Genomic DNA, 24,913 nt, shown 5'->3' on the forward strand with positions numbered 1-24,913 from the left:
GCGTCGGTCGAGGAGTTGCTCAACCGCCCGGCCGCGACGTTCTGGATCTGGCGCTCCGCGCCCACCGAGCCGACCGAAAATGCGCCCGCCGGGGTTCCCCCGGCGAAGGCGTAGTTCACACCGCCGATCGTCGTGCCGCCGACAACCGTCGTGGTGCCGGATACGGAGTTCAGGCCGATTGCCACGTCGCCGGCGTTGTTGGCCACGGCATTGGGGCCGATCGCGACCGAATCCGTCCCCAGAGCCTGGGAGTCGGGCAGGGTCGAATTGGCGTGGAAATACTTGATGCCGGCACCGGTGTTGATGTTGGTGATCGTATTCCCGATGTCGGCGATATCGGTCGTATTCTGCGTCACCTGCTGATTGGTGGCGAAAAGCTGCGAACCGTTGATGGCGTCGGTCGAGGCGTTGCTGAGCCGGCCCGCGGCGAGATTGGTGAGGGTCCGCTCCGCGCCCGGCGCGCCAATGCTGACGGTCGATGTCGGAGCCGTTCCGGCGAAGCTGTAGGCCGTCCCGCCGATCGTCGTGCCGCTGGTGCCGACCGCTGCGGCGGTCACCGAGCCGGAGCCCAGGGCGACGTCGCCGGAGCTTGCCGCCGCGGTCGCACCGTCGCCGAGGGCGACATTGCCGGCGAGACCGGCGGCACCCGCGGTGGAGCCATTGCCCAGCGCCACGGAGCCCTGCCCGATCGCCTTGTTGTTGTTGCCGATGGCCACCGCGCCGGCGGCCTGATTTGCGGCGGTGGCGCTGGCCGTGCCGTCGCTGTTGGCGATGTTGTTGGCGCCGCCGGTGAAGGCGCCGGTACCGCTGGCGTAGCTCGGATCGCCGATGGCCACCGCGCCGTCGCCATAGGCTTCGTTGCCGTAGCCGATGGCGACCGCCTTGCCGCCGTCGGCCACCGCGCCCGTGCCGATCGCGACGGAATCGGCGGTGATCGCGCTGGCGGCGGTGCCCATGGCGACCGCGTTTATGTCCTGTGCCACCGCGCCCGATCCAACTGCCGTCGAGCCTGCCGCTGTCGAGGCGGCTGTCGTGCCGATGGCGATGGAATCGTTACCGCTGGCAGTGGAGGAACGGCCACCCGCGAACGCATTGGCACCGGTGGCTTTGGAGGCGGAACCAATCGAAGTGGAGTTCGCTCCCGACGCATTGGCGCCGATGCCGAGTGCGGTGCTGGCTACCCCGCCGGCGTTGGCGCTCACGCCGGCAGCAAGCGAATTGTCTCCCGTCGCATTCGCTCCAGACCCGAACGAGGAGGCATTTGCGCCGCTGGCAACGGCGGTGTTGCCAACCGCGGTGCCGGCGGAGCCGCTCGCAATTGAAGCACTGCCCATCGCGACGGCGAAAGCGCCGGAAGAGAGCGAATTGGTGCCGATCGCGATGCTATTCGGTAGCGCCGTGTTGGCCTGAACGCCCGCCTGCGCGCCCAAGCCGAGTGCGATGGACTGGTTGCCCCAGGCGCTCGCCGTGTTGCCCATCGCCGTGGCGCTCGTTCCCGTTGCCTTGGTCAGTATGCCTATGGCAACGGTGTTTTGCTGAGACGCCGTCACATCCGTGCCAAGGGCGATGGCGCCCTGCGCAGTAGCGCCCGCTCCCGCAAGAGTGCGCCCGCCGATATTGATGGAGTTGATCTGCGTAGCGACCGCCTGGAAGCCGATGGCGACGGCATTCTGGTTGCTTGCGATGGCACTGTTACCTTGGGCAATCGAATCCACGCCGGATGCTGTTGCCCCGAACCCGAGCGCGGTGGCGCGCAGCCCGGTCGCGCGGGTAACAGTGCCGATCGCCGTGGAGTTCACTCCATCGGCACGCGCATTATTGCCAAAGGCGGCCGCGCTTGTGGTTGCAACCGAATTGACGCCAATAGCGCTTGATCCGTCCCCGTTGGCCTTGGCGTTCCCGCCCACGGCGAGGGCATTGACGCCGGTTGCGCCTGCGAAGACACCGATGCCTATGGAATTGAGGCCATTGACACCCATCGCATAGCCGATGGCAATCGTGCCGTCGCCCGTTGCACTGTTGGAGCTGCCCAACGCCACGCTGTTATTGCCATTCGTCGCGGTGCCGTTACCGATGGCGACGGAGTTGCCGCCGGTCGCCGAACCGCCGCCCGCGGCATATTGCGCCAGCGCCGGCGTGGCGAGGCCGAGCGCGGCGATTGCCGCCAGGCCGCCGAGCATGCTGGCCGGGCTCATGCCGCAGGCCAGAGCCGAACGCGCGTTGCCGCCGCTGCCCAGTGTTCCGAGACCCATATTCTTGCGACCGAGGCCAAGCACTCGATGCGCGTTGCGCAGCGCCGCCATCAGGCGACGACGGAGCGAGCGGCAGTCGGTGGCGCCGGAGACCCAGTTTCCGGCAAATCGGGCCGACCCGCGCTGACTGATACGTTCTTGCCTGAAGTTCATTGCGAGAATGCCTCCTTGGGTGGATCGCGCTCGATAACGGCAGGTTCCGCCGACCCTGCCGCCAAAGCGTGTCTGCTCGAAAATGGAATGATCACATCAACGCCGCGCGCGAGCAGCGCATGGCCCTGTTTTTCCCCGATCGCCTCGACGCGATCGAGCGTGTTTTCAAGCCAGGCGTCACCCGCCTCGGGCACAGCCTGGAGCGCCGCGGCAACCCGCTCGGTTGGGATCAGCCGCTCGAGATAGGAGCGCACCGCCGCCAGATGGACGGCAGGCGTGTCATGCGCGTGAACGACGGTCGTGAGGCCGTAGAGATAATGGGCCAGCAGCATGTCCTGCTTGGCCAGGGGCACGCCATCTCCATAGCGCTTCTCAAGCGTCCTCGATGCCGACTCCAGCCAGTAACCGATCTCCTCGGAAAGGCTCCGGCGAACCGCCGTGTCGTCGCTCATGTCCCCTCGGCCAGCTTAGAATCCGAATACCGGATTTGCTGCAGAAAGACAGGTTTTCAGGGGCTCGTATTCCAACAAATTGCTGTTTATCTGAAAATATACCGTAGATCTTCCATAGGTTAACGCAAAATTACTTTAGTAATACCTTTTATAAGCCGATCCATAGATAACCGCGCGGGAATTAGCCCTGCCTGCCGGCCCGCGATCGAACCAGCCTCTCTCGCACCTGCATTGGTGTCACGTCGCGATATTTCTTCATCGTGGTGGTAAGATGGCTCTGGCTCGAGAAGCCGCTCAGATAGGCGATGTCGGTGATCGACATGCGCCTGTCGGCCAGCAGCTTCTCGGCAAAGTCGAGGCGAAGGGCAAGAACATATTGATGCGGCGTCACGCCGAACGTCTTGGAGAAAGCACGGGCGAAATGGTAGGGTGACAGCCCGCACACAGCCGCCATCTCGGCGAGCGCAAGCTTGCGCGAAAAGTTCTCGCTCAGGAATTGCTCCACGAGGCGAGCGTGGCCGATCGACAGCCCGCCTTTCGCGTTCAGCAGTGGCCGCCTTTCAGCAGGAATTTCCGAATACCAGGCTGGCAGATCGTCATCGCGCCGCAACTCGGACTCCTGATGCTCAGCCCTCCGCAGCTTTGGCCCAACCTTAGCGGGCGCTTTTGGTTCCCTGGACACAATGGTTCGTGATCGCACGTGCTGTCGGCGCTATCCAGTTTGCCCCCCGGCAACAGCCGTCAAAGGCCATGATTTGGTCCATTCGGTATTTCATGAAATTGCTGTTCCGTCGGGAAAAGTTCCCTTGCGAAAAGTTTTAGCTGCCACGGATGCGGCTGACCCGTCGACGGGTAAGATTTGATCGTCGCGAGGTAACGAGGACGGCTCTCAGGGGCGGCGCATTTCCGTGACGGATTCGCGCGACGGCAAGCAGGTCTCGCCCGACATCAAAGCTTGCGGGGCGTGATTCGCGTCGCGCCGAGTGCGGTGCCGCCTCTTTGCTTCAGCGGCCTCGCGCCAGGCTGCCCAAAATCCCGCGCACGATGGCCCGGCCGACGGACGAGCCGACCGAGCGCACCACCGACTTGATGGCGGCTTCGGCCACGGTCTGGCGGTTTGACGACCGCCGGTTGCCTGTCCCCAGGACATCCTCGAAGCCCGGAATGGTCCAGCGCGAACCGCCGCTGTTTTGCTGCTGTGCCTGGGCCTCGGCGTCCTGCGCCTCCTTGGCCTTTTTCTGCAGCATTTCGAAGGCCGATTCGCGATCGACGGCCTCGTCGTACTGGCCGGTGACCGGGCTCTCGGCGATGATCTTGCGGCGCTCATCGGGCGTGATCGGTCCGAGCCGTGAGGACGGCGGCCGGATCAGCGTGCGCTGGACCATGGCCGGCACGCCCTTGTCCTCCAGCATCGACACCAGCGCCTCGCCGGTGGCGAGCTGAGTGATGGCGGTGGCGCAATCGAAATCGGGATTGGGCCGGAAGGTCTCGGCAGCGGTGCGCACCGCCTGCTGCTCGCGCGGCGTATAGGCGCGCAGCGCGTGCTGGACGCGGTTGCCGAGTTGGGCCAGCACCTTTTCCGGGATGTCGAGCGGGTTCTGGGTGACGAAATAGACGCCGACACCCTTGGAGCGGATCAGCCGCACCACCTGCTCGACTCGATCGATCAGCACCTTCGGCGCATCCTCGAACAGAAGATGCGCCTCGTCGAAGAAGAACACCAGCTTCGGCCGGTCGAGATCACCGACTTCGGGCAGCTCCTCGAACAGCTCCGACATCAGCCAGAGCAGGAAGGTGGCGTAGAGCCTGGGATTCATCATTAGCTTGTCGGCTGCCAGAACGCTGATCGCGCCGCGGCCGTCGCGCGTGGTGCGCATGATGTCGGCGATGCGCAGCGCCGGCTCGCCGAAGAAGTTGGCGGCACCTTGGCTCTCCAGCACCAGCAGCGTGCGCTGGATGGCGCCGACCGACGGCTTGGTGACATTGCCGTAGCGTGCGCTGAGTTCGTCGGCGCGCTCGGCGATGTTGGCGAGCAGCGCCTGCAGGTCCTTGAGATCGAGCAGCAGCAGGCCTTCCTCGTCGGCGATGCGGAAGGCGATGTTCATGACGCCTTCCTGAGCTTCCGTGAGGTTCATCAGCCGCGACAAAAGCAGCGGCCCCATTTCGGAAATGGTAGCGCGGATCGGATGGCCCTGCTCGCCGAACAGGTCCCAGAAGATGACCGGGAATTCCTGGAATTGATAAGGAGCGAGCTTCACCTGCTCGGCGCGCTTGACCAGGAAATCCTTGGCCTCGCCCATCATGGATATGCCGGAAAGGTCGCCCTTGATATCGGCGCAGAAGACAGGCACGCCGGCGTTGGAAAAGCCCTCGGCCAGGACCTGCAGGCTGACGGTCTTGCCAGTGCCCGTGGCCCCGGTGACGAGGCCGTGGCGGTTGCCGTAGCGCAGCAGCAGCTCTTCGGCGCGCTGATAGGAATCGTCGGGCTTGCGGCTGGCGCCGATGAAGATGCTGGTCTCGTCAGCCATATCCGGTCTCCGCAATCTGTTTCGCTCAAAGCCTCTCCCGACGTATAGTAACGCCAGTCGCATGCGGCAATGCCCGGTATCGTTTTGGGGTGCATCGAATTTGGCCTTTGGCGCTTGCGGATTTTGCGCATGTTTGGCAATCGATTGCCTGGCCGCGAGAACCGGCCGGATGACGCATTGTGATATCCAGTTCCTGACCTTAGATTGGTTGGACCGGCTGATGCGGCCAAGAAGCGAGGAGAGCGATGGGCGCCGGCGCCTTGACCAGGGATGTCGACCTTCTGAACCCGGACGCCAAGCGTTGGCTGGCGCTGGCGGAAAAGGCCCTTGCCGGCGGTTCCTTCGAGGAAAAGCTCGTTTCCCATACCGACGACGGCATCCGGATCGAGCCGCTGAGCCAGCGCTCGACGACCGCCGAGCCGTTGCCGCGTACAAATCCGACCGCGCCCTGGATCGTCAGTCAGCGCGTCGACGACCCGGATGTCGCCCGGGCCAGCGCGCAAGCCCTGGAAGACATCGCCCAAGGCGCTACCGGCCTGTCGCTTGTCTTCGAGGGTGCGCCGAATGCCTTCGGCTACGGCCTGCCGCGCACCGCGGAAGCCTTGGAAAGAGTGCTCGACGGCGTGCCGCTCAACCGCGTGCAAGTGCGCATCGACGCGCATCCGTGGAGCCGCGCCGTGGCCGACTGGCTGCTCGCCTTCCTGAGCAAACGCCGCTCCGATCCGGCCAAGCTCAACCTTTCCTTCGGCATCGATCCGGCGGCGATCTTCGCCGGGACCGGGCGGCTGCGCACCTCGATCGAGGCGCTGCAGGAATCGATGCCGCAGTCGCTGGCGCATTTCTTCTCGATGGGCGTGCCGGGCGTGCTGCTCGAGGCCGACGGCCGCGTCTTCCACAATGCCGGCGCCACCGAGGCGCAGGAGCTTGGCACGATGATGGCATCGGTCGTGTCCTATCTCAGAATGTTCGAGAAGGCGCGCCAGCCGCTGGTCTATGCGGCGCCCTATATCGGCTTCGCGCTCAGCGTGGACCAGGACCAGTTCCTGTCGATGGCCAAGGTGCGGGCGTTGCGCAAGCTCTGGGCGAGGGTCCAGGAAGCCTGCTCCATCCCAGCCTCGACCGCCAGCATCCATGCCGAGACCTCGTACCGCATGATGACGATGGCCGACCCGGAGACCAATATTTTGCGTACGGCGATCGCGGCCTTCGCGGCGGCAACCGGGGGCGCAGATTCGATCTCGATCCTGCCGCATACCATCACGCATGGGCTGCCGGCCGGCTTTGCCCGCCGCGTCGCCCGCAACGCGCAGTTGATCATGGCCGAGGAGAGCCACATCGGCCATGTCGCCGATCCGGCCTGCGGCTCCGGTTCGGTCGAGACGCTGACCAACGATCTCTGCGCCGCGGCCTGGGAAGAATTCCAGCGCATTGAGGCCGAGGGCGGCGTGCTCGCCAGCCTGCAGCAGGGCTATATCCAGAATCGCGTCCAGACGGCCGCCGCCAAGCGCAATGGCGCTTACCGGTCGGGCGAACGCGGCATTGTCGGCACGACGCTTTACCGCGTCGGCACAGAGCGCCCGGTCGAGACACTGCCGCAAGAGCGGCGCCCGGCCCTGACCGAAGGCGTTGCGACCTGCGAGCCGCTGTTTCCGGTGCGCATCGACCAGTCGATCGGAGCCGGATCATGATCCCGGATTTCAGCCAGATCGGCTGGTCGGAGCCGCGTCGCGCGCCGGTCGAGATCAAGGGCCAGCGGATGACGCCGGAAGGCATCGCCGTAAAACATCTCTACACGGAAGGCGACCTCAAGGGGCTTGCCAATCTCGACACCTATCCAGGCCTGCCGCCCTTCGTGCGCGGCCCCTACTCCACCATGTATGTCCAGCAGCCCTGGACGATCCGTCAATATGCCGGCTTCTCGACGGCCGAGGAATCCAACGCCTTCTACCGGCGCAACCTCGCGGCCGGCCAGAAAGGCCTGTCGGTCGCCTTCGATCTCGCCACGCATCGCGGCTATGACAGCGACCATCCGCGCGTCGCCGGCGATGTCGGCATGGCGGGCGTGGCGATCGATTCCATCCTCGACATGCGGCAGCTGTTCGACGGCATTCCGCTCAACGAGATGACGGTGTCGATGACGATGAATGGCGCGGTGCTGCCGATCATGGCGCTGTACATCGTGGCGGCGGAGGAACAGGGCGTCGCCCAGAACGATCTCGCCGGGACCATTCAGAACGACATTCTGAAGGAGTTCATGGTCCGCAACACCTACATCTATCCGCCGAAACCTTCGATGCGGATCGTGTCGGACATCTTCGCCTACACCTCCAGGCATATGCCGAAGTTCAACTCGATCTCGATTTCCGGCTACCACATGCAGGAAGCCGGCGCGACGGCCGATCTGGAGCTTGCCTACACCATCGCCGACGGCATCGAATATGCCCGCGCCGGCGTCGCCGCCGGCCTCGACATCGACCGTTTCGCGCCGCGCCTGTCCTTCTTCTGGGCGATCGGCATGAACTTCTTCATGGAGGTCGCCAAGCTCAGGGCCGCAAGGCTGCTGTGGTCGAACCTGATGAAGAAGAATTTTGCGCCAAAGGACGAGCGCTCGCTGTCGCTGCGCACCCATTGCCAGACGTCCGGCTGGTCACTGACGGCGCAGGACCCCTACAACAACATCATCCGCACGATGATCGAGGCGATGGCGGCAACGCAGGGGCACACGCAGTCGCTGCATACCAATTCCTTCGACGAGGCGATGGCGCTGCCGACCGACCATTCGGCGCGGATCGCCCGCAACACGCAGCTCATCCTGCAGAAGGAATCCGGCACCACGCGCATGATCGATCCGTGGGGCGGCTCGGCCTATGTCGAGCGGCTGACGCACGATCTGGCGGCGCGCGCGCTCGCCCATATCGAGGAGGTCGAAAGCCTCGGCGGCATGGCGGCGGCGATCGAGAAGGGCATTCCGAAGCTGCGCATCGAGGAAGCCGCGGCGCGTACCCAGGCGCGCATCGATTCCGGCGAGCAAATTCTGGTCGGCGTCAACGCGCACCGGCCTGAAGCGGATATCGACGTCGATGTGCTGAAGATCGACAATGCCGAGGTGAAGGCCAGGCAATTGGCGAAGCTGCAGCGGCTGAAAGGCACACGCGACGTCGCGGCGCTGGAGAATGCGCTGGCGGCGCTGACCCGTGCCGCCGAGAGCGACGAGAACCTGCTCGAATTCGCGGTCCGCGCGGCGCGCGCCAACGCTACCGTCGGCGAGATTTCGCTGGCGCTGGAAAAAGTATTCGGCCGCCACACGGCGGCGGTGCAGACGATCTTCGGCGTCTATCGCGAGGCGCTCGGCGACAACCCGGCGCTTGAGCGGCTGCAGGAAAAGATCGAAGCGTTCGAAAAGAAATCCGGCGGCAAGCCGCGCATCCTGGTCGCCAAGATGGGCCAGGACGGTCATGACCGCGGCCAGAAGGTGATCGCCAGCGCATTCGCCGATCTGGGCTTCGACGTGACCGTCGGGCCGATGTTCCAGACGCCGGATGAGATCGCCAAGCTCGCGGTGCAGCATGACGTCGACATCATCGGCGCCTCCTCCTTAGCCGCCGGGCACCTGACGCTGATCCCAGAGCTCAAGGACGCGCTGAAGAAACTTGGCCATGGCGACATGCTGATCGTCGCCGGCGGCGTCATCCCGCCGCAAGACTACGACGCGGTGCTGGCGGCAGGGGCGGCGGAGATCTTCCCGCCGGGAACCGTCATCCCGGAAGCGGCCAACCGGCTGATGGATCGGTTGCTGGCCGATCAGTGAGGGCTTGCTGATTTGGCCAAAAGGTTGTTCTATGGAAATAGATGCAACCATGGCGTGCTGATGTTCAAGACAACCATCCACGGGCTTGAGGACGGATCGGGGGCCTTGCTACTGCCACGCGAAATGCTTGACAGCTTGAACCTTCAGGTCGGCGATGAGCTCCAGATCGTCGAAACCGACGACGGCGTCATTCTAAGGCCAATCCGCCACGACAACTACAAACGGCAAATGAACGCTGCTCGCGATGTCGTGGACAAATACGAAGCTGGGTTGTTACAGCAGCTGGCAATTAGGCTTGGCTGCTAGTTCTCGACCTTGTCCGAGAGCTTGACGATTTCCCATTCCTTGCCGTTGACGGTCACGACCTCGCCGATCTTCTTGCCGAATAGAGCCACGGCCATCGGCGAGACATGGGAAATGCTGCCCTTCGACGGATTGGCCTCGTCCTCGCCGACGATGCGCCAATGCACCTTCCTGCCGTCATCGCCTTCCAGGGTGACGCCCATGCCGAAGCGCACCACATCGCTGCCCGGCTCCGGCACCGAAAGCTCCGCGCTTTCGCGTCGCGCGGTCCAGTAGCGCAGGTCGCGCGATACGACAGCGAGGCGCTCGCGGTCGCCACGCCTTTCAGCCTTGGCCATCAGGTCGCGCAGCTCGGCGAGATTGTCCTCGATCATCGCCAGGCCGCGCTCCGTCACCAGGTTGCGGTGCGTGCTGACCGGCCGTTCGCCGACGCCGGCAATGGCGTTCTCGCTGTCTTCTTCGCGCGTGAAAGCTCTGCTCATGCGGTGAACTTAGGCTTGGCGAGGCGACTGCACAAGCGGTTTGCCGATGAGCCCGCCTTGGCACGATTCCTGCGACAGACAGGGCGAAACGCCAGGACCTGTGCCGATGTTGAACAGACGAACGCTGCTTGCCCGGACCGCCGGCTTCGCCGTTGCCGGCGTCTTTGCCGGCAAGGCATCGGCCAAGTCGCTGCCGGGCATCGAGATGGCCGCGATGCGCGGCTCGATCAACGCCACGGAGATCGGCGTGCAGCCGGGCGCGGTCGACGACCAGAGCAAGGTTTTTGCCAGGATGCTGGCCGAGGCCAGCGACCGCGACCAGCCGGTATTCCTGCCGCCGGGCAGCTATCTCGTCTCAAACCTGAAGCTGCCCGAGCGCGTGCGCCTGTCGGGTGTGCCAGGCGCGACGCGCATCGTCTATGGCGGCAACGGCCATCTGATGATGGCCGAACAAGCCGAGCATATCGAGCTCAGCGGGCTGGTGCTCGACGGCGCCAACCGCTGGCTAGCCGACTACACGCAGGGGCTGCTCGACTTGCGCCGTGTCGCCCATCTCGTCATCGACAATTGCCAGGTGACCGGCAGCGGCAAGAACGGGCTGGCGCTCGAGCATGCCGTCGGTCGCGTCGGTCGCTCGGATATTTCGGGTGCTGCAGATGCCGGCATCTATTCAGTCGAGGCCGGCGGGCTGGAGATTTCGGGCAATAACATTTCGGACTGCGCTAATGGCGGCATACTGGTGCATCGCTGGCAGGCTGCGGAAGACGGCACCATCGTCAGCGGCAACCGCGTGCAGAGGATCGGCGCGCGCAGCGGCGGCACCGGGCAGAACGGCAACGGCATCAATGCCTTCCGCGCCGACAACGTCATCATCTCCGGCAACGTCGTCTCCGACTGTGCTTTCACCGCGATCCGCGCCAACAGCTCAAGCAATTTGCAGATCACCGGCAACACCTGCTCGCGCTCGGGCGAAACCGGGATCTATTCGGAATTCTCCTTCGAAGGCGCAATCATCAGCAACAATCTGGTCGACGGCGCCGCCAACGGCATCTCGATCGTCAATTTCAACGAAGGCGGGCGGATGGCCGTCTGCTCGAACAATATCGTGCGCAACCTCTCGACCATCGGCCCCTACACCGCCGATCCGCCCGGCTTCGGCGTCGGCATCAGCGCCGAGGCCGACACGACGGTGTCCGGCAACGTCGTCGAGAACGCGCCGCTCTATGGCATGCAGCTCGGCTGGGGTCCTTATCTGCGCAATGTCGTGGCGACAGGCAACATCATCCGCAAGGCGGGCACCGGCATCGTCGCTTCGGTCGTCGAAGGTTCAGGCAGCGCCGTTATCTCGGACAATGTCATCGACGGCGCGAAAAACGGCGCCATTGTCGGCCAGCGCTGGGCCGATCCAGTGACCGGGGACCTCACGCAGTCAACCGATACGGGCTACGCGCATCTCACCGTGGAGCGCAACAAGGTGAGTTAGGCCACGGCCACGATGATATGCGCCTGGATCTTGGCGGCAATTTCGCCGCTACCATGTCTGTCGGCTATTGCGGCTTCGGCGTAGTCAGTTGCCGACTCCAATCTTCCGGCCTCCCTGGCCTCGATCTCATTGCGAAGCACGGTGCCCTGACAGTAGGCGATGGCGGGAACGCGTGGCGAGGATGCGCGGCTCTGCTCGGCCCTGGTGTCGATCGTCACATCGGAGAATCCCGCGGCTTCGAGGTCGCTGCGGATCAGGTCCTTGTCGTGGTAACCATGCGGCGTGCGCGCCAGGAAGCGCGGCGGATCATGCGGAAATATCCTGGCGAGAGCATTCGTCACGTCATCGGCGAATATATTCTCCTCGATGCGATCCCAAACGCTGAAGAGGAAATGTCCGCCGGGCTTCAGCACACGCTTTGCCTCGCGATAGGCAGCGGAACGGTCGGGAAAGAACATGGCGCCGAACTGACAACAGACGAGGTCGAAGGCCGCATCCTCGAAAGGCAGCTTCAGGGCATCTGCCTGGCGCCAGGTAATGCGGCTGTCAGGCCCCTGGCGCGAAGCCGCATAATCGAGCATCGGCTGATTGAGGTCGGTTACGATGTAGCTGGCACCAGGAGAGAGTTTCGGCGCCAAGGCACGGGTGACGGCTCCGGTGCCCGCGGCGGTCTCCAAAACGGCCAAGGGTGAGAAAGACGCCGCCCGCCGCGCGGTCTCCGCGGCATAGGCCTCGAAAATCAGCGGCACCATATGACGATCGTAATTTTCCGGGATCGACCCGGCAAACACCTTGTCCGATTCCAGCATAGCCAGCGCCCAGCATCGATTGATGGTTAGGGAGACTAGCAGAAACATGAACTCGCTGCTGTTCGGTTTTGCGTAGAACCGGCGCAGTCCAGGTCGCCAGCAATGAAATTGGCAATCTCAGATTTAGATACACATTGTGTATGCAAAAATGCTATATCGGTGATGGAAGGATACTTCGCCATGGTCACCAAAAACCAGGACACCCACGCCAAGCCCGTCAATCTGCGCATCCGCGAGGATATCCGCATCCTGATCGACCGCGCCGCGAAGATACGGGGGAAGACCCGCTCCGACTTCATGATCGACGCTGCCTACCGCGCAGCCGAAGACACGCTGCTCGACCAGACGCTCGTCAAGGTCGATGCCGAAAGCTATCGGCACTATCTCGATATCCTCGACCAGCCGCCGAGCGGCGAGGGATTCGCCCGCCTGATGAATGCGCCCAAGCCTTGGCAGGACTGATGCTTTCGGCGCCAGCTCTTTTAGCCGATGCGCACGAGCTCGACCTTTTTCAAAGCGGGACCGACAGCCTGGATCAATGGCTTCGACGGCGGGCGCGCGCCAATCAAGTCGGCGGTGCGTCCAGAACCTACGTGATTGCGGAAGGTACGCGCGTCGTCGGTTACTACTGCCTTTCATCGGGCGGACTTGACCTGGCGGATGCGCCCGGTTCGATCCGGCGCAATATGCCCGATCCCGTGCCCATGGCTGTGCTTGGCCGTTTGGCTGTCGATGCGAACTGGCAAGGCAAGGGTCTGGGTGTTGCTCTGCTGCAGGACGCGGTGCTGCGGACGGGCCAAGCGGCAGCCATTCTCGGCATTCGCGGTCTGCTGGTTCATGCCATATCGGATGAAGCCAAGACGTTTTATGAGCGCTATGGCTTTCAGGCTTCGCCAAAGAATCGGATGACTTTGGTGCTGTCGCTGAAGACAGCTAGTTGAGCGCCGCTGTCGGCCGCAGCAAGCCGACCTTGGCACCTATGCGGCTTTCGACCGCGGGATGGGCAAGTTCGATGAGCCTTGCCGCAACCGCATCACCGTTCAGCAGCTTCGCCAGCACGGCGGCGATCATCACCTCCGCCGCTCTGCCGGCCCCGTCATCGCATTTCAAGGCGATGCCGAGGCCAAGTTCGGGCAATGCCGCGCAATAAACGCCTTCGGCGCCGGTCTTGACGAAGATGCGACCGGGTGCCGCCCGCATCAGTGCGACGTCGGCCCTGCCGGTGCCGGCGACCAGGAACGGCTCGGCCATGCAAGCGGCGAGCAGCCGCTTCGCCGCCTTGGCGCGCTCGGGCGCAAAGCCCCTGCCCGTCGCCATGCGGGCAAAGCCCAGCGCAAAACTCTTCAAGGGCACGGCGTAGGTCGGGATCGAGCAGCCGTCGATGCCGCAATGATCGACGTCATGCGCCGCGCCCGTCACGGCTTGCATGGCGTCGCGCACCATCTCCTGCAAAGCGTGGCCGGCTTTGACATAGCCGGCGTGGGAAATGCCGGCATGCACGCAGGTGCACAGGAAGCCGGAATGCTTGCCGGAGCAGTTGTTGTGCAAGGCGTTCGGCACGTTGCCGGCGCGAGCGAGCGCGATGGTGGCGTCGTGGCTCGAGGGCCAGTGCGCACCGCATTCCAGCGCCGTCCTGTCGAGGCCTGCCCTGGCGAGCATCGCGTTGGCCAATTCGACATGGGCCGGCTCGCCCGAATGCGAGGCGCAGGCCAGCGCCAGCTCGCGGTTGCCGAAGCCGTAGGCATCGGCGGCACCCGATTCGACCAGCGGCAATGCCTGGATTGCTTTCACCGCCGAGCGCGGGAACACCGGGCGGTCCGTATCGCCGATCTCCCAGACGGCCTTGCCGTCGGCATCGAAGACGGAGACCGCGCCGCGGTGGGCGCTTTCGACCACCTCGCCGCGCGTGACTTCGACCAGAACCGGATTTGTCATGTTGCCTCCCGCACGCGCCGCCCAAGGAGGGCGCGCTTTGATGCGGGCCGCTTCTACCTGATCCGGTCGAGGATGGAAACGTAGTTGGCGACCGCCGCGCCACCCATGTTGAAGATGCCGCCGAGTTTTGCGCCCGGCACCTGGATGCCGCCGGCTTCGCCGGTGAGCTGCATGGCTGTCAGCACATGCATCGAGACACCGGTAGCGCCGATCGGGTGACCCTTGGCCTTCAGGCCGCCGGACGGGTTGACCGGCAGCCGACCGTCCTTTGCGGTCGTGCCATCCAGCGCCAGCCTGGCGCCCTCGCCTGGCTTGGCGAGCCCCATCGCTTCGTATTCGATCAGCTCGGCAATGGTGAAGCAGTCATGCGTCTCGACGAAGGAGAGGTCGTCGAGCGTGACGCCAGCCTTCTTCAGCGCCTGCTCCCAGGCGCGCTCGCAACCCTCGAAGGAGAGGATGTCGCGCTTCGACATCGGCAGGAAGTCCTGCACATGTTCGTTGGCGCGGAAAGTTACGGCGCGGCGCATCTTCAGCGCCGTCGCCGTGTCGGTGAGAACGAGCGCCGCGGCGCCGTCGGAGACCAGCGAGCAATCGGTGCGCTTCAGCGGACCGGCGACGAACGGGTTCTTCTCGCTTTCCTGGCGGCAGAACTCGTAGCCGAAATCCTTGCGCATCTGGGCGTAGGGATTGTCGACGCCATTCTTGTGGTTCTTGGCGGCGATCATGGCAAGCGCGTCCGATTGGTCGCCATAGCGCTGGAAATAGGCCTGCGCGATCTTGCCGAAGACGCCGGCGAAGCCAGCCGGCGTGTCGCCATCTTCCGGCAGGTAGGAGGCCTTGAGCAGGTTCTTGCCGATCTCGGGTCCGGGCGTGGTCGTCATCTGCTCGGCGCCGACCACCAGCACGATGCGAGCGGCGTTGGCGTCGATGGAGCGGATGCCTTGACGGACGGCGGCCGAGCCGGTGGCGCAGGCGTTCTCGACGCGCGTCGCCGGCTTGAAGCGCAGCCGGTCATCGGCCTGGAGCACGAGGCTCGCGGTGAAATCCTGCGGCGAGAAGCCGGCGTTGAAATGGCCAAGCACGATCTCGTCGACATCGTCCGGACCGATGCCGGCGTGGTCGAGCGCTTCGACGGCGACCTTGGTGATCAGGCCCTCCAGCGTCTCGCCTTCGAGCTTGCCAAAGCGCGAATGCGCCCAGCCGACGATGCATGCGGTCATGGCAGCCTCCATTTGCGCCGCAGCCTAGCACGATCGCGCGCGGCACGTGATTCAATATTGTTCAATAGTGAACCGTTTTCCAGCCCCAGGCATGGACCAGATCGAACTGAAAGGTTGATCCCATGTCGATTTTTTATTGATTGATGCGTCAATAAAAAATAATCTAACCGCAGAACCGGATTCCAAAATGCCGAAAATCGGAATGGAGCCAGTGCGCCGCAAGGCACTGATCGACGCGACGATCTCGGCGATCGGCGAACGCGGATCGCTGGACGTGACCATGTCGGAGATCGCCGGCCGCGCCGGCGTGTCGTCGGCGCTGGCGCATCACTATTTCGGCGCCAAGGACGAGTTGCTCTTCGCGACGATGCGGCACATCCTCGCCGAGCTCAACACCGACACCAGACGCGCGTTCAGCCTTGCCGCCACGCCGCGCCAGCGCGTCTCGGCCGTCGTCGCAGTCAGCTTTTCCGACGACCAGTTCCAGCCTCAGATCATCGCGGCCTGGCTCGCCTTCTATGTCGAGGCGCAGAAATCGATGGAACTGCGGCGGCTGCTGCGCATCTATGCGCGGCGGCTCAATTCGAACCTGATGAGCGGGCTGACCGGCATCCTGCCTCGGACCGAGGCCGACCGTGTGGCGGAAGCGACCGCGGCACTGATCGACGGGCTCTACATCCGCCGCGCGCTGAAAGACGGCGTGCCCGACGCGCAGACCGCGATCGCGCTCGTGGAAGACTATCTCGAAACCAAGCTCAACGGACGGAGCCTGCCTTGACCACCCGGCGACCCAATTTCCTGATCGTCATGGTCGATCAGCTCAACGGCACGTTCTTTCCGGACGGCCCGGCGGACTTCCTGCACGCGCCGCACCTGAAGGCGCTTGCCGCGCGCTCGGCGCGTTTCGCCAACAATTACACCGCCTCGCCGCTCTGCGCGCCTGGCCGCGCGTCATTCATGAGCGGGCAATTGCCGTCGCGCACCGGGGTCTATGACAACGCCGCCGAGTTCACGTCTTCCATTCCGACCTTCGCCCACCATCTGCGCGCCGCCGGCTATTATACCTGCCTGTCCGGCAAGATGCACTTCGTCGGGCCCGACCAGTTGCACGGTTTCGAGGAGCGGCTGACCACCGACATCTATCCCGCCGATTTCGGTTGGACGCCGGATTACCGCAAGCCCGGCGAGCGCATCGACTGGTGGTATCACAATCTGGGTTCGGTCACCGGTGCCGGCGTCGCCGAGATCACCAACCAAATGGAGTATGACGACGAGGTCGTGTTCCTGGCCACGCAAAAACTCTACCAGCTGTCGCGCGAGCAGGACGACGCGGGTCACCGTCCCTGGTGCCTTACCGTTTCGCTGTCGCATCCGCACGACCCCTATGTGGCGCGCAAGCAATATTGGGATCTCTACGAGAACTGCCAGGCGCTCGATCCTGAAACCCCGTTCATCCCGCATGACGGGCAGGATACGCATTCGCAACGGCTCTATCGCGCCAGCGACTACCAAGCCTTCGAGATCACGCCAGAACAGGTGCGCCGTTCGCGGCGCGGCTATTTCGCCAACATCTCCTATGTCGACGACAAGCTCGGCGAGATTCTGGACGTCCTCAAGCGTACCCGCATGCTCGACGACACCACTGTCCTGTTCTGTTCGGACCACGGCGACATGCTGGGCGAACGCGGCCTGTGGTTCAAGATGAGCTTCTTCGAGGGATCTGCCCGCGTGCCGCTGATGATTGCCGGCAAGGGCGTTCCGGCCGGGCCGATCAAGACACCGGTTTCCAATCTCGACGTGACGCCGACGCTCTGCGACCTCGCCGGCATAGACATCGCCGCAATCGCGCCGTGGACCGACGGCCAGTCGCTGCTGCCGCTGCTCGACGGCAAAGCGCGAAGCGGGCCGGTGCTGATGGAGTATGCGGCCGAAGGCTCCTACGCGCCGCTGGTCGCGATGCGCGACGGCAAATACAAATTCGTCCATTGCGAGCTCGACGCGCCGCAACTGTTCGATCTGGATACCGATCCGCTCGAGCGTGACAACCTCGCCGAGGATCCGGCGAACGCAGCCCTGGTGGCGATGTTCATGGACAATGTCAGGGCCCGCTGGGACATGGCTGCCTTCGACGCCGCCGTGCGCGAAAGCCAGGCGCGCCGCTGGGTTGTCTATCCGGCGTTGCGCAACGGCGCCTACTACCCGTGGGATTTCCAGCCGCTGCAGAAGGCGTCGGAACGCTACATGCGCAATCACATGAACCTCGACAATCTCGAAGAGAGCAAACGCTATCCGAGAGGCGAATAATGGCTGACGTTCTCGTTCCCACACTCGACCATCTGAAACAGGCCTATGCCGTCACCTCGACGGCCACGCAGGTGACGCCGCTGCTGGAGTCGGTTGCGCTCGCAAAAGAGACAGGTGCAGCGCGGATCTTCGTCAAGCCGGAGTCGCTGCAATGGGCCGGCTCCTTCAAGGTGCGCGGCGCCTATTGGCGGTTGAACCGGCTTTCGCCGGATGAAGCGAAAAAGGGGGTCGTCGCCTATTCCTCCGGCAATTTCGCGCAAGGGCTGGCGGCGGCCGGCCAGGCGCTGGGCATTCCCGTCACCATCGTCATGCCGATCGACGCGCCCGCCGCCAAGCGCGACGCGACCGCCGGTTATGGCGCGCGCGTGGTGCTGACCGACCATGGCGAGCGCGCCCGCGAGGAAGTTGCGGCTGCAAAAGCGCGCGAGATCGCCGAGAGCGAGCACCTCACCTTGCTGCATCCCTTCGACGATCCTGAGATCGTGGCCGGCCAGGCCGGCGCGGGACTTGAAGCGCTCGACCAGCTGGCAATGAAGAAGGCGCATGCCGATCTGGTGTTCTGCTCGGTCGGCGGCGGCGGACTGATCGGCGGTGTTTCGCTGGCCTTCCACTATCTGTCGCCCAAGACCGAGATCATCGCCGTCGAGCCGGAAGGTTTCAACGGCATGGGCTCGTCGCTGGCGCATGGCGCGATCGAGACGATGCCGATCGGGCCGAAATCGATCTGCGACGGGCTGATGGCGCGCAAGCCCGGCGACGCGCCCTTCGCGGCGGTGAGCGCTGCCGGGGTGCGCGGTGTCACCGTCGACGACGCCTCGGTGCGGCGGGCGATGAAGATCGCGTTCGAGCGGATGAAGCTGGTGCTCGAACCTTCGGGCGCGGCATCGCTCGCAGCGCTGCTCGGCGGCAAGGTGGATGTGAAGGACAAGACCGTCCTTGTGGTTGCAACCGGCGGCAATGTCTCGCTCGCCGACTTTATGGCGCACATGAACAATGCTTGAAGCGGATTTCGTCATCATCGGCTCCGGCTCCGCCGGCTCGGCCATGGCCTACCGGCTGTCGGAAGACGGCAAGCACTCGGTGATCGTCATCGAGTTCGGCGGCACCGATATGGGGCCGCTGATCCAGATGCCGTCGGCGCTGTCGATCCCGCTCAATATGAGCCTTTACGACTGGGGTTTCGCCAGCGAGCCGGAGCCGCATCTCGGCGGGCGCGTGCTTGCCACCCCACGCGGCAAGGTGCTCGGCGGCTCGTCCTCGATCAACGGCATGGTCTATGTGCGCGGACATGCGCATGACTTCGACCACTGGGCCGAACAGGGCGCCGCAGGCTGGGCGTTCGCCGACGTGCTTCCCTATTTCAAGCGCATGGAGGACTGCGACGGCGGCGAGGACGGCTGGCGGGGCAAAGGCGGACCACTGCATGTGCAGCGCGGCACGCGGAAAAATCCGCTCTACGGCGCCTTCGTCGAGGCAGGCCGCCAGGCCGGGTTCGAGCTCACCGACGACTATAACGGCTCGAAGCAGGAAGGTTTCGGGCCGATGGAACAGACCATTCTGGGCGGCCGCCGCTGGTCGGCGGCGAACGCCTATCTCAAGCCGGCGCTCAGACGCGGAAATGTCAGGCTGCTCAAGGGTTTCGCCCGGCGCGTGGTGATCGAGAATCAACGCGCGATCGGCGTCGAGATCGAAGCTGACAAAAAGATTCAGGTCGTCAAGGCGCGGCGTGAGGTGATCGTCGCGGCGTCGTCGATCAATTCGCCGAAGATCCTGATGCTGTCAGGCATCGGCCCGGGTGCGCATCTCCAGGAAAACGGCATCCAGGTGGTTGCCGACCGGCCGGGCGTCGGCGCCAATCTGCAGGACCACCTGGAGCTTTATATCCAGCAGGAATCGACCAAGCCGATCACGCTGAACTCGGTGCTCAATCCCTTCTCCAAGGCGCTGATCGGCGCGCAATGGCTGTTCTTCAAGACCGGCCTTGGCGCCACCAATCATTTCGAGGCGGCAGCCTTCGTGCGTTCGCAGGCCGGCGTCGACTACCCCGATATCCAGTACCACTTCATCCCGGCGGCCGTGCGCTACGACGGGAAGTCGGCGGCGAAGTCGCACGGCTTCCAGGCGCATGTCGGCCCGATGCGCTCGAAATCCCGCGGCTCGGTGAGCTTGCGCTCGCCCGATCCGAAGGCCAAGCCGGTGATCCGCTTCAACTATATGTCGCATCCGGACGACTGGAGCGAGTTCCGCCACTGCATCCGGCTTACGCGCGAGATTTTCGGCCAGAAAGCCTTCGATGGCTTTCGCGGCAAAGAGATTTCACCGGGCAGCCATGTGCAGTCGGACGACGAGCTCGACGCCTTCATCCGCGATCATGCCGAGAGCGCCTACCATCCTTGCGGCACCTGCAGGATGGGCCGCGCCGATGACCTGACCAGTGTCGTCGATCCGGAATGCCGGGTGATCGGCGTCGAGGGGCTGCGCGTCGCCGACTCCTCGATCTTCCCGCGGGTGACCAACGGCAACCTCAACGCGCCCTCGATCATGACCGGCGAGAAGGCGTCCGACCACATCCTTGGCCGAACGCCGCTGGCGCCATCCAACCAGGAACCGTGGATCAATCCGCGCTGGCAGGTGGCGGACCGATAGGGCATTGTCGGGCAGACCGCCCGATCGGCCAACAGTTCTGGAGAAAGCCATGCGCGCCCAACCGACGGCATCGCACTACGTCAACGGCCGCTACATCGAGGACGAAGGCGGTGCGCCGCTGCCGGTGATCTATCCGGCGACGGGCGAGACCATCGCAACGCTGCATTCGGCAACGCCGAACGTTCTGGAGCTCGCCATCGAGGCCGCGCGCGCCGCGCAGCCGGCCTGGGCGCGGCTGAAGCCGGTCGAGCGCGGACGCATCCTGCGCCGCGCCGCCGACATCCTGCGCGCGCGCAATGCCAATCTTGCCCGGATAGAGACGCTCGACACCGGCAAGGCGATCCAGGAGACGCTGGTGGCCGACGCCCCTTCGGCCGCCGACTGCCTGGAATATTTCGCCGGAGCGGTCGCCGCCTTCAATGGCGAGATGATCGATCTCGGCGGACCCTTCGCCTACACGCGACGCGAGCCGCTCGGCGTTTGCGTCGGCATCGGCGCCTGGAACTATCCCATCCAGATCGCCGGCTGGAAGTCGGCGCCGGCTTTGGCCATGGGCAATGCCATGGTGTTCAAGCCGTCGGAGAACACGCCGCTTTCGGCTCTGGCGCTGGCCGAAATATACAGCGAAGCGGGGCTGCCCGACGGATTGTTCAACGTCGTGCAGGGTTACGGCGATGTCGGCGCAGGTCTCGTCGGCCATGATGTCGTGGCAAAAGTTTCGGTGACCGGCTCGGTGCCGACCGGCCGCAAGGTGCTGTCGCTTGCCGGCTCGAAAATGAAGCACGCGACGATGGAGCTCGGCGGCAAGTCGCCGCTGATCATCTTCGACGACGCCGATCTCGAGAACGCCATCGGCGGCGCCATGCTCGGCAACTTTTATTCCACCGGCCAGATCTGCTCGAACGGCACGCGCGTCTTCGTGCAGAAGGGCCTGCACGACCGCTTCGTCGAGCGGCTTGTCGAGCGCACCAAGAAAATCCGCATCGGCGACCCGCTCGATCCGGAAACGCAGATGGGTCCGCTGGTTAGCAAGGCGCAGCAGGACAAGGTCGTTTCCTATATCGAAGCCGGCAAGCAGGATGGCGCCAGCCTAGCCTGCGGCGGCAATTTGCCGTCACTGCAGGGTTTCGAAGGCGGTTTTTTCATCGAGCCTACGGTGTTCACCAATGTTGCCGACACCATGCGGATCGCGCGCGAGGAGATCTTCGGACCGGTGATGAGCGTGCTCAAATTCGGCAGCGAGGACGAGGTGATCGAGCGCGCCAACGATACCGAATTCGGGCTGGCGGCGGGCGTGTTCACGCGCGACCTGCCGCGCGCGCATCGCGTCATCGCCGAATTGCAGGCCGGCACCTGCTGGATCAACGCCTACAATCTCACGCCGGTGGAAATGCCTTTCGGCGGCGTCAAGCAGTCCGGGATCGGCCGCGAGAATTCGCTGGCCGCGCTGGCGCATTATTCACAGCTGAAGGCGGTTTATGTCGAAACGGGGGACGTGGCAGCGCCCTACTGAATAGTTACGGTCGCACATTCTTAGGGAGGGCTACGATGATCTTCTTGATCACTCCCTCGTCCACGTCAAGGTCCGAAATCAAGACGACCACATTTGATCTGAGCCTGCTCGTGACTGCCCCACCGAACCGGAACAGCCCGCTCCTGACATACACTGGTCGGGTAAGTTTCAGATGAGCGGCCAACGAAGCCCTACTGGATATAAAGCTTACGCGCTGGACGTTGCTCCAAGGCATCGGGCCATCCAGCTGCCGCCTATCCCATAGGGTTTCTTTCGTGAGAATGAGCGATGGACGTGAACTCGCCGCGTCCATTGCCGCCCTTGCTAGCGTTCCCGCGAACAGTGCGCCGACAAGAAGACAGCCGAGGATCCCAGCAAGCCACCCCAGCCGGTCGAGTGAATTTCCTGCTTCCCAGTTTTGGACCGCAGTGGAGTAGAAGCTCACTGAAGAAGATAGTGCCCACACCGAGGCTATGCCGAAGATGGGCAAGTACCAAGGAAAGCGGCTGCGGGCTTCTATTGGGAGTTTAATCCTTGTCGGCGGAATGCCCTGGGTCTTCCAAAGGGTTGTATCGCCCGGAAGGTCTACAAAGTCGCCGGCGTCCGCCTCTTCCAACCTTCACCCCTTCTCCGTCGTTCCGTCCAGATACTGCGTCAGCGCACAGACTAGGTGGTAGAAGATGCTGGCCGGCACGTCGGTCGCCAGCGAACGGCCGCGTTCGTCGATGCGGTCGATCCACAGGCCGAGCGGCGCCGGATCTATGTGCCAGCGGAACAGGCGGCCGACGCGCGCCTCGATCTCGGGCTTGAGGTCCGGCCCGCCCGAGCCGTCGAGCGCGATTGCCGCTTTGATCGCCTCGGCCTGCGGCCAGCTTCGCGAGACCGTGTCGAGCGGCAGTCCCTGGCGCGAGACGGCGCCATAGGCGAGGCCGGTGGCGCGGTTCAGGCCGTTGGCAACGGCCGAGGCATAGAGCTTGCGCGCGAAAGCGGTGAGTTCGCCCTGGCCGCTGCGAGCGGCGAAATCGACCAGCAGCGAGGCCCATTCGAAGTGATGGCCAGGCTCGGTCCAGCTCCGCTTCTCGCCCGCCGCCGGCTTCCAGCCGTCGTCGAAATATTCACCCAGTGTCCAGCTTTCGGCATCGAAGAAATGGCTGCGGAAAAGATCGATGATGCGTGCCGCGCGGCGCAGATAGGCGCGCTCGCCCGTCGCCTTGTGCCAGGCGAGGAAGGCCTCGAGCAGATGCATGTGCGGATTGGAGCGCCGTTCCTCCGCGCCGTCGGAGGTTTCCAGAAAGCCGGTCAGGCGGGCATCTTCCAGATGCGCGTCGAGGAAGGCGAATGTCTCCTCTGCGAGCCGCAGCGCGTCGGGATGGCCCGACATATGGGCGTGGGCGAGCGCCAGAAGCACGCAGGAATGGTCGTAGGCATCCTCGACCGGATCGGCGACCGAGCCGTCGATGTTGAGCGTGCGCACCCAGCCGCCGCGATCGGTGCGGCCCTGCCCCGCCATGAAGTCGATGCCGTGCGCGATCAGCCGGTCGGCCGGGCCGTCCCAGCCGCGCTCCTTGGCGACCGCGAAAGCATAGACCTGACGCGCCTGGGTGCGCATGCGCTTGGGTTTCATCAGCGGCGCGGCGTCGAAGCCCAGCGCCTCGTGGAAGCCGCCATGGCGTTCGTCGACGCCGAGCGTCGACCATAGCGGCAGCGTCTCCTCGAACAGCCAGTGGCGCACGCGGCGCCGCCAGGCGCCGCTCTCGATGACGCGGTCATGCGCCGGCGTGAACCTTGTTTCGAGCCGGCCGGATTTCTCCAGTTGCTCGACGATCTTCTTGACGTGCTGGCTGTGGCTGACCGGCGCGACGAACGTCGCATCGGCCGTGGAGACGATCGCCACGTCCTTCATGCCGATGGCCGACAGCAGCCGACCCTCGCTGCGGATATAGGAATTCTCGCAATCGATGGCGACGACGTCTCCAACGATGACGTTGCCGCCCTTGTCGGACGGGCCGACATCGAGCAGCGACTGCCAGGAGCCGAGATCGTTCCAGCGGAAGCCGGCGGGCACCATGGCGATATCTTTCGCCTGCTCCATGATGGCGTAGTCGATCGAGGTCGACGGGATCGCGGAATAAAGGTCCAGCGGCATATAGAGGCCGGACAGATCGCTGGTCGCAGCCTCGTAGGCGGCCTCCGTCGCCTGCCAGATTTTCGGTTCATGGGCCGCGAAGGCGTCGCGCATTGCGCCGGCGCGAAACAGGAAGATGCCGGTGTTCCAGTAGAAGCTGCCGGCGTCGACATAGGCCTGCGCGGTGGCAAGATCGGGCTTCTCGACGAAGCGCGAGACGTCGAAGACGCCGTCCCTGCCGGTCCCGACCTCGATATAGCCGTAGCCGGTCTCGGGCTGTGTCGGTTTCAGGCCGAACACCACGAGCCGCCCGGCATTTGCCGCGGCCGCGCCCGCCTCGATGCTCTGCCAGAACTGAGCGGCCGTCGAGATCTCATGATCGGACGGCACCACCAGAACCAATTCGTCGCCATAGTCGGAGAGCGTGCGCAGGCTGGCCAGCGCCACGGCGGCGGCCGTGTTACGGCCCGTCGGCTCGAACAGCGGTCCGCCGCCGGCCAGATCGATGCCGGCAAGGTCGGCATGGACGCGGTCGGCGTGACGCTCTGAGGCGATCAAGAAAATCGGCGTCTCGCCTTGCGTGCGCGCCGCCAGCCGGCGCACGGTCTTGGCCAGCATCGAGCCGTCGCCGGAGAAGTCGTGGAACTGCTTGGGGTTGTCCTCGCGCGATAGCGGCCACAGCCGCGACCCGACGCCGCCGCTCATGACGAAACTGACGATGCGCTGGCTCATGAACGACCCTGTCAAAAGTCCGGCTCCCATGGGTCGGACTTACGACAAAAGCCTTTAAGCCCACCTTTACCTCACAACCAAATGCTATGCCATTGGGCCAAGCTTCGCGAAAGAAAGGAAATGCGACAGAAGGACTGCCATTGCCGCTTGCAGGATCAGAAAGCGGCA

The 24,913-nt window shown here is 64.3% G+C and carries 21 protein-coding genes; 11 read left to right on the forward strand and 10 right to left on the reverse strand.

Translation table 11 applies throughout. From position 1 onward, the window contains the following. The 4 genes from LB552_RS10140 to LB552_RS10155 all read right to left on the reverse strand — a co-directional run. Positions 1-2,405, reverse strand: a 2,405-nt coding sequence (locus LB552_RS10140) for a YadA family autotransporter adhesin (protein WP_411965814.1), incomplete at its 3' end; no start/stop codon positions are given. After that, positions 2,402-2,857, reverse strand: a complete 456-nt coding sequence (locus LB552_RS10145; RefSeq protein WP_224604757.1) for a hypothetical protein — start codon at positions 2,855-2,857, stop codon at positions 2,402-2,404. The genes LB552_RS10140 and LB552_RS10145, both read right to left, overlap by 4 nt. Before the next feature lie 181 nt (positions 2,858-3,038). Then, positions 3,039-3,467, reverse strand: a complete 429-nt coding sequence (locus LB552_RS10150; RefSeq protein ID WP_224604771.1) for a helix-turn-helix transcriptional regulator — start codon at positions 3,465-3,467, stop codon at positions 3,039-3,041. A gap of 394 nt (positions 3,468-3,861) precedes the next feature. Further along, positions 3,862-5,385: a helicase HerA-like C-terminal domain-containing protein gene (locus tag LB552_RS10155; protein ID WP_224604772.1), complete on the reverse strand. Its 1,524-nt coding sequence runs from the start codon at positions 5,383-5,385 to the stop codon at positions 3,862-3,864. A gap of 245 nt (positions 5,386-5,630) precedes the next feature. Between LB552_RS10155 and LB552_RS10160 the strand changes: the two genes are divergently transcribed. The 3 genes from LB552_RS10160 to LB552_RS10170 are packed head-to-tail and all read left to right on the forward strand — an operon-like array spanning position 5,631 to position 9,499. Then, positions 5,631-7,073 carry a methylmalonyl-CoA mutase subunit beta gene (locus LB552_RS10160; protein WP_224604774.1) on the forward strand — a complete coding sequence of 481 codons (1,443 nt, stop codon included), beginning with the start codon at positions 5,631-5,633 and terminating at the stop codon, positions 7,071-7,073. After that, positions 7,070-9,193 (forward strand): methylmalonyl-CoA mutase, encoded by a 2,124-nt coding sequence (gene scpA, locus LB552_RS10165; RefSeq protein ID WP_224604776.1) that lies wholly within the window; start codon positions 7,070-7,072, stop codon positions 9,191-9,193. Before LB552_RS10160 ends, scpA begins: the two co-directional genes overlap by 4 nt. A gap of 60 nt (positions 9,194-9,253) precedes the next feature. Continuing rightward, complete coding sequence (locus LB552_RS10170; protein WP_224604779.1) at positions 9,254-9,499, forward strand: AbrB/MazE/SpoVT family DNA-binding domain-containing protein; 246 nt, start codon at positions 9,254-9,256, stop codon at positions 9,497-9,499. Here the strand turns inward: LB552_RS10170 and greA are convergent. Continuing rightward, positions 9,496-9,978 (reverse strand): transcription elongation factor GreA, encoded by a 483-nt coding sequence (gene greA, locus LB552_RS10175; RefSeq protein WP_140845738.1) that lies wholly within the window; start codon positions 9,976-9,978, stop codon positions 9,496-9,498. The two genes, LB552_RS10170 and greA, sit on opposite strands and share 4 nt — an antisense overlap. A gap of 106 nt (positions 9,979-10,084) precedes the next feature. On the opposite strand from greA, the gene LB552_RS10180 reads away from it, so the two are divergent. Further along, positions 10,085-11,461 (forward strand): TIGR03808 family TAT-translocated repetitive protein, encoded by a 1,377-nt coding sequence (locus tag LB552_RS10180; RefSeq protein ID WP_224604781.1) that lies wholly within the window; start codon positions 10,085-10,087, stop codon positions 11,459-11,461. On the opposite strand, the gene LB552_RS10185 is transcribed toward LB552_RS10180, so the two are convergent. Next, entirely contained in the window at positions 11,458-12,270 is an 813-nt protein-coding gene (locus tag LB552_RS10185; RefSeq protein WP_224604794.1) for a class I SAM-dependent methyltransferase, read from the reverse strand. The genes LB552_RS10180 and LB552_RS10185 overlap by 4 nt on opposite strands. Positions 12,271-12,450: 180 nt before the next feature. Between LB552_RS10185 and LB552_RS10190 the strand changes: the two genes are divergently transcribed. Beyond that, on the forward strand, positions 12,451-12,732 hold the full coding sequence (locus LB552_RS10190; protein ID WP_224604796.1) for a DUF1778 domain-containing protein: 282 nt from the start codon (positions 12,451-12,453) through the stop codon (positions 12,730-12,732). Further along, positions 12,732-13,211, forward strand: coding sequence for a GNAT family N-acetyltransferase (locus tag LB552_RS10195; RefSeq protein WP_224605935.1), 480 nt, complete (start codon positions 12,732-12,734; stop codon positions 13,209-13,211). Before LB552_RS10190 ends, LB552_RS10195 begins: the two co-directional genes overlap by 1 nt. On the opposite strand, the gene LB552_RS10200 is transcribed toward LB552_RS10195, so the two are convergent. Together LB552_RS10200 and LB552_RS10205 are read right to left on the reverse strand one after the other, a co-directional pair. Beyond that, positions 13,204-14,205 carry an asparaginase gene (locus LB552_RS10200; protein ID WP_224604798.1) on the reverse strand — a complete coding sequence of 334 codons (1,002 nt, stop codon included), beginning with the start codon at positions 14,203-14,205 and terminating at the stop codon, positions 13,204-13,206. The genes LB552_RS10195 and LB552_RS10200 overlap by 8 nt on opposite strands. A gap of 53 nt (positions 14,206-14,258) precedes the next feature. Next, a complete protein-coding gene (locus tag LB552_RS10205) occupies positions 14,259-15,425 on the reverse strand; it encodes an acetyl-CoA acetyltransferase (protein WP_095767166.1) in 1,167 nt (388 codons plus the stop codon). A gap of 187 nt (positions 15,426-15,612) precedes the next feature. Between LB552_RS10205 and betI the strand changes: the two genes are divergently transcribed. Genes betI through betB form a run of 5 tightly spaced genes read left to right on the forward strand, consistent with a single transcriptional unit; the run spans position 15,613 to position 21,888 of the window. Next, positions 15,613-16,203 (forward strand): choline-responsive transcriptional repressor BetI, encoded by a 591-nt coding sequence (gene betI, locus LB552_RS10210; protein ID WP_224604800.1) that lies wholly within the window; start codon positions 15,613-15,615, stop codon positions 16,201-16,203. Next, positions 16,200-17,729: a choline-sulfatase gene (gene betC / locus LB552_RS10215; RefSeq protein WP_224604804.1), complete on the forward strand. Its 1,530-nt coding sequence runs from the start codon at positions 16,200-16,202 to the stop codon at positions 17,727-17,729. The genes betI and betC overlap by 4 nt, the downstream gene beginning before the upstream one ends. Next, positions 17,729-18,730 (forward strand): threonine/serine dehydratase, encoded by a 1,002-nt coding sequence (locus tag LB552_RS10220; protein ID WP_224604812.1) that lies wholly within the window; start codon positions 17,729-17,731, stop codon positions 18,728-18,730. Before betC ends, LB552_RS10220 begins: the two co-directional genes overlap by 1 nt. Beyond that, on the forward strand, positions 18,723-20,375 hold the full coding sequence (gene betA, locus LB552_RS10225; protein WP_224604817.1) for a choline dehydrogenase: 1,653 nt from the start codon (positions 18,723-18,725) through the stop codon (positions 20,373-20,375). Before LB552_RS10220 ends, betA begins: the two co-directional genes overlap by 8 nt. Before the next feature lie 49 nt (positions 20,376-20,424). After that, on the forward strand, positions 20,425-21,888 hold the full coding sequence (gene betB / locus LB552_RS10230; RefSeq protein ID WP_224604819.1) for a betaine-aldehyde dehydrogenase: 1,464 nt from the start codon (positions 20,425-20,427) through the stop codon (positions 21,886-21,888). Positions 21,889-21,892: 4 nt separating this feature from the next. Here betB and LB552_RS10235 read toward each other — a convergent pair whose 3' ends face one another. After that, complete coding sequence (locus LB552_RS10235; protein WP_224604822.1) at positions 21,893-22,504, reverse strand: hypothetical protein; 612 nt, start codon at positions 22,502-22,504, stop codon at positions 21,893-21,895. 3 nt (positions 22,505-22,507) lie between these two features. Beyond that, entirely contained in the window at positions 22,508-24,745 is a 2,238-nt protein-coding gene (locus LB552_RS10240) for an AGE family epimerase/isomerase (protein ID WP_224604825.1), read from the reverse strand. Positions 24,746-24,913 lie beyond the last annotated feature (168 nt).

Source organism: Mesorhizobium sp. CA7 (assembly GCF_020165015.1).
In the GTDB taxonomy this organism is placed as follows: domain Bacteria; phylum Pseudomonadota; class Alphaproteobacteria; order Rhizobiales; family Rhizobiaceae; genus Mesorhizobium.

Excerpts from the sequence above, each read along its gene's own strand:
- greA (WP_140845738.1), bottom strand. The coding sequence starts at position 9,978 with ATGAGCAGAGCTTTCACGCGCGAAGAAGACAGCGAGAACGCCATTGCC.
- betB (WP_224604819.1), top strand. The coding sequence starts at position 20,425 with ATGCGCGCCCAACCGACGGCATCGCACTACGTCAACGGCCGCTACATC.
- LB552_RS10220 (WP_224604812.1), top strand. The coding sequence starts at position 17,729 with ATGGCTGACGTTCTCGTTCCCACACTCGACCATCTGAAACAGGCCTAT.
- LB552_RS10240 (WP_224604825.1), bottom strand. The coding sequence starts at position 24,745 with ATGAGCCAGCGCATCGTCAGTTTCGTCATGAGCGGCGGCGTCGGGTCG.
- LB552_RS10170 (WP_224604779.1), top strand. The coding sequence starts at position 9,254 with ATGTTCAAGACAACCATCCACGGGCTTGAGGACGGATCGGGGGCCTTG.
- betI (WP_224604800.1), top strand. The coding sequence starts at position 15,613 with ATGCCGAAAATCGGAATGGAGCCAGTGCGCCGCAAGGCACTGATCGAC.
- LB552_RS10190 (WP_224604796.1), top strand. The coding sequence starts at position 12,451 with ATGGTCACCAAAAACCAGGACACCCACGCCAAGCCCGTCAATCTGCGC.
- LB552_RS10195 (WP_224605935.1), top strand. The coding sequence starts at position 12,732 with ATGCTTTCGGCGCCAGCTCTTTTAGCCGATGCGCACGAGCTCGACCTT.
- scpA (WP_224604776.1), top strand. The coding sequence starts at position 7,070 with ATGATCCCGGATTTCAGCCAGATCGGCTGGTCGGAGCCGCGTCGCGCG.
- LB552_RS10185 (WP_224604794.1), bottom strand. The coding sequence starts at position 12,270 with ATGCTGGAATCGGACAAGGTGTTTGCCGGGTCGATCCCGGAAAATTAC.
- LB552_RS10145 (WP_224604757.1), bottom strand. The coding sequence starts at position 2,857 with ATGAGCGACGACACGGCGGTTCGCCGGAGCCTTTCCGAGGAGATCGGT.
- LB552_RS10180 (WP_224604781.1), top strand. The coding sequence starts at position 10,085 with ATGTTGAACAGACGAACGCTGCTTGCCCGGACCGCCGGCTTCGCCGTT.
- LB552_RS10205 (WP_095767166.1), bottom strand. The coding sequence starts at position 15,425 with ATGACCGCATGCATCGTCGGCTGGGCGCATTCGCGCTTTGGCAAGCTC.
- betA (WP_224604817.1), top strand. The coding sequence starts at position 18,723 with ATGCTTGAAGCGGATTTCGTCATCATCGGCTCCGGCTCCGCCGGCTCG.
- LB552_RS10160 (WP_224604774.1), top strand. The coding sequence starts at position 5,631 with ATGGGCGCCGGCGCCTTGACCAGGGATGTCGACCTTCTGAACCCGGAC.
- LB552_RS10155 (WP_224604772.1), bottom strand. The coding sequence starts at position 5,385 with ATGGCTGACGAGACCAGCATCTTCATCGGCGCCAGCCGCAAGCCCGAC.
- LB552_RS10200 (WP_224604798.1), bottom strand. The coding sequence starts at position 14,205 with ATGACAAATCCGGTTCTGGTCGAAGTCACGCGCGGCGAGGTGGTCGAA.